2 protein-coding genes and 1 tRNA gene are annotated in these 3,885 nt (G+C 39.6%); all 3 read left to right on the top strand.

The features are described from left to right. Window positions 1–299 precede the first annotated feature (299 nt). The 3 genes from pyrG to AC4HAI_RS08890 all read left to right on the top strand — a co-directional run bounded on the left by pyrG (window position 300) and on the right by AC4HAI_RS08890 (window position 3,255). Complete coding sequence (pyrG, locus tag AC4HAI_RS08900) at window positions 300–1,910, top strand: CTP synthase (RefSeq protein ID WP_491079587.1); 1,611 nt, start codon at window positions 300–302, stop codon at window positions 1,908–1,910. A 220-nt stretch (window positions 1,911–2,130) separates the two neighbouring features. Next, window positions 2,131–2,216, top strand: a tRNA-Leu gene (locus AC4HAI_RS08895). Window positions 2,217–2,373: 157 nt separating this feature from the next. Next, window positions 2,374–3,255, top strand: a complete 882-nt coding sequence (locus AC4HAI_RS08890) for a class II fructose-bisphosphate aldolase (RefSeq protein ID WP_491079588.1) — start codon at window positions 2,374–2,376, stop codon at window positions 3,253–3,255. The last annotated feature ends 630 nt before the right edge of the window (window positions 3,256–3,885 follow it).

The raw sequence follows: 3,885 nt of genomic DNA, 5'->3' as shown, positions 1-3,885 counted from the left end.
GCTTTGATGACTAGGTATTTCTTTGACTCTATCATAGTTAGTTCTATTTTCCTCATCTTTCTAGTTTACCAGACGGGACATTTTCACATTCGACCTAGCTAAGACATTATCATTTTCGAATGATATGGCTAGAGAGTCTGTGACGTTTTGTCATTGACAAAGATTTTGAGATACATTATACTATTTATCGGGCACCTCTTTTAGAGGTCGGAAAGCTCCCTACATGAATAGGGGGCTATTTTTTGTTTTTATGGCAAAAGGATAGCCACAGTAGCTAGTGAGAAGGATAAGGAGTATCTATGACAAAATACATTTTTGTAACCGGCGGTGTTGTTTCTTCTATCGGTAAAGGTATTGTTGCTGCCAGTCTTGGGCGTTTGCTGAAAAATCGTGGACTTAAAGTCACCATCCAAAAATTTGATCCTTATATCAACATAGATCCTGGTACTATGAGTCCTTATCAGCATGGTGAAGTATATGTGACAGATGATGGTGCTGAAACCGACCTGGATCTGGGGCATTATGAGCGCTTTATCGATATTAATCTAAATAAGTATTCTAATGTGACGACTGGTAAAATCTATAGTGAGGTTCTTCGTAAGGAGCGTAAAGGGGAGTATCTCGGAGCAACTGTTCAGGTTATTCCACATATTACAGATGCTCTAAAAGAAAAAATCAAACGTGCTGCCACAACAACGGATTCAGATGTTATCATTACAGAGGTTGGTGGTACAGTAGGAGATATTGAAAGTCTTCCTTTCTTAGAAGCTCTGCGGCAAATGAAGGCAGATGTTGGTTCTGATAATGTTATGTATATCCATACAACCCTGCTTCCTTACCTTAAGGCTGCAGGTGAGATGAAAACAAAGCCAACGCAACACTCTGTGAAGGAACTGCGTGGACTAGGTATTCAGCCTAATATGTTGGTTATTAGGACTGAGCAGCCTGTAGAACAAGGCGTTAAGAATAAACTAGCTCAGTTTTGTGATGTTAATCCTGAGGCAGTTATTGAATCACGTGATGTTGAACACATTTATCAAGTGCCACTTAACATGCAAGCTCAAGGTATGGACCAAATTGTCTGTGACCACCTCAAGATCGATGCACCACAAGCTGATATGAGTGAATGGTCAGCTATGGTTGATAAGGTTCTTAACCTCAAGAAAACCACTAAGATTGCTTTGGTTGGTAAATATGTGGAATTGCCTGATGCTTACTTGTCAGTTGTTGAAGCACTTAAGCACTCAGGTTATGTTAATGACTCAGCGATTGATTTGAATTGGATCAATGCAAATGATGTTACGGCTGACAATGTTGAAGATTTGCTTGGTGATGCTGATGGTATCATTATTCCAGGTGGATTTGGTCAACGTGGGACAGAAGGGAAGATTGAAGCCATTCGTTATGCACGTGAAAATGACGTCCCTATGCTGGGTGTCTGCCTTGGAATGCAGTTGACCTGTGTGGAGTTTGCTCGTAATGTTTTAAATATGCAAGGTGCTAACTCTGCTGAGTTAGATCCTAATACCCCTTACCCGGTCATTGATATTATGAGGGACCAAATTGATGTTGAGGATATGGGAGGGACGCTTCGCCTAGGTCTTTATCCATGTAAGTTAAAACCTGGCTCTAAGGCTGCTGCGGCTTATAATAATCAAGAGGTAGTGCAGCGTCGTCATCGCCATCGCTATGAATTTACTACGAAATTCCGTGAGGCATTTGAGCGAGCAGGGCTTGTTTTTTCAGGTGTATCTCCAGATAATCGCTTGATGGAAATTGTTGAGTTGCCTGATAAAAAATTCTTTGTTGCAGCTCAATACCATCCAGAATTACAGAGTCGCCCTAATCATCCTGAGGAGTTATACACTGCTTTTGTGACAGCTGCCGTTGAAAATTCCTTACGCGCTTAATTCTTAACCTTGACGAGTCTAGGATAGAGTGTCTAGGCTCGTTTTTCTTATCCATTTAATGGTGGAGTTTAGCGGCTAAAAGAGAGACTGCCGGCTGTTTGGTCTTTTGTTTTGCTTCTAATGGGAGAGCTGGTGAGGCTGGACTTGCAATGAAAAATCATTAAAAAGTATTGACAAGCAAAATGACTATTGCTATAATGTTTTTTGTTATTGAGCAATAGCGGAAATGGCGGAATTGGCAGACGCGCAGGACTAAGGATCCTGTGACCGCTTTAGGTCGTGAGGGTTCAAGTCCCTCTTTCCGCATACTGAGAATCAGCAAGAGTTGATTCTTTTTTTGTTTCCAAAGAGCATTAGGAAAAACGTTTCCAAGTCTGATTAAGGCTAGTTTTTTAGAATGATTTGTGCTAAAATTAGCATTGTAAACGGGTTCATCCCAAAAAATTTATAGGAGGCCTTTATAATGGCAATCGTTTCAGCGGAAAAATTTGTCCAAGCGGCTCGTGACAATGGTTATGCAGTTGGTGGATTTAACACAAACAACCTTGAGTGGACTCAAGCGATCTTGCGTGCAGCGGAAAGCAAGAAAGCTCCAGTTTTGATCCAAACTTCTATGGGTGCTGCTAAATACATGGGTGGTTACAAACTTTGTAAAGCTCTCATCGAGAACTTGGTAGAATCAATGGGTATCACTGTACCAGTTGCTATTCATCTTGACCATGGTCACTATGATGATGCTTTGGAATGTATCGAGGTCGGTTACACTTCAGTTATGTTTGATGGTTCACACCTTCCAATCGAAGAAAACCTTGAAAAAGCAAAAGTTGTTGTTGAAAAAGCACACGCAAAAGGTATCTCAGTAGAAGCTGAAGTAGGTACTATCGGTGGTGAAGAAGATGGTATTATCGGTGACGGTGAGTTGGCACCGATTGATGATGCTAAAGCCATGGTTGCTACTGGAGTCGATTTCTTGGCTGCTGGTATTGGTAATATCCACGGACCTTATCCAGAAAACTGGAGTGGACTTCACCTTGATCACCTTGAAAAATTGACTGCAGCTGTACCTAACTTCCCAATCGTATTGCACGGTGGATCAGGTATTCCTGATGATCAAATTCAAGCAGCTATCAAACTTGGTGTGGCAAAAGTTAATGTTAACACTGAATGCCAAATCGCATTTGCAAATGCTACTCGTCAATTCGTTCGTGAGTATGACGCTAATGAAGCTGAATACGATAAGAAGAAACTCTTCGACCCACGTAAATTCTTGAAACCAGGTTTCGAAGCAATTACTGCAGCAGTTGAAGAACGTATCGACGTATTTGGTTCAGCAAACAAAGCTTAATTGAGCGTTATTTAAAATGAAAGGGTTTCCTATAGGGGATCCTTTTTATACTAGATGCGGAGTTGTTTTCTACTGATCAGTACTGCGAACAAATCTCAGATTTGGAGCAAATAAAGCTTAAGAATCTGCGAAGCAATCTTGGATTGTGAGCAAACAAAGCTTGATTGAACTGAAAACACGATAACATAGAGCTTTCTCCAAAAGGGAAAGCTTTTTTGTGTAATTCAAAATTATTATCAATTGTAGTGGGTGACTTATAATAGAAAGTAAGAGAAGGCAAATGTTATTCTTTCTTTTTGATATAAAATATAGTTTTCAGGGCAGATTTAAACTGCTACCGAATTAAGGTTTTTCTTTCAAAAAGAAACGAGTTTAGGACAAAGGTCTAGACTTGTTAACATGTTTTAGATTTACTGATTTTCTTCCCTTTTATGGTTAATCGTCATCATTACTAGCACATAAGGAAAGGATATTGTCTAGATAAGTGAATTATTTTTTAAATAACTGTCAATCGAAATTGATAATGTCTTGAAAAAATCGGTCAGATAAGTGGAAATTGGTTATAATAGTGGTTGAGAGGTATTCCTCTCATGTTTGAATTCTTCATAAGATTTTCCGATTTTATGAAGG

It is taken from the genome of Streptococcus sp. ALY_208 (assembly GCF_058314295.1).
Note: the sequence above shows the minus strand (reverse complement) of the source record. Positions and strands in the feature narration are given on the sequence as shown.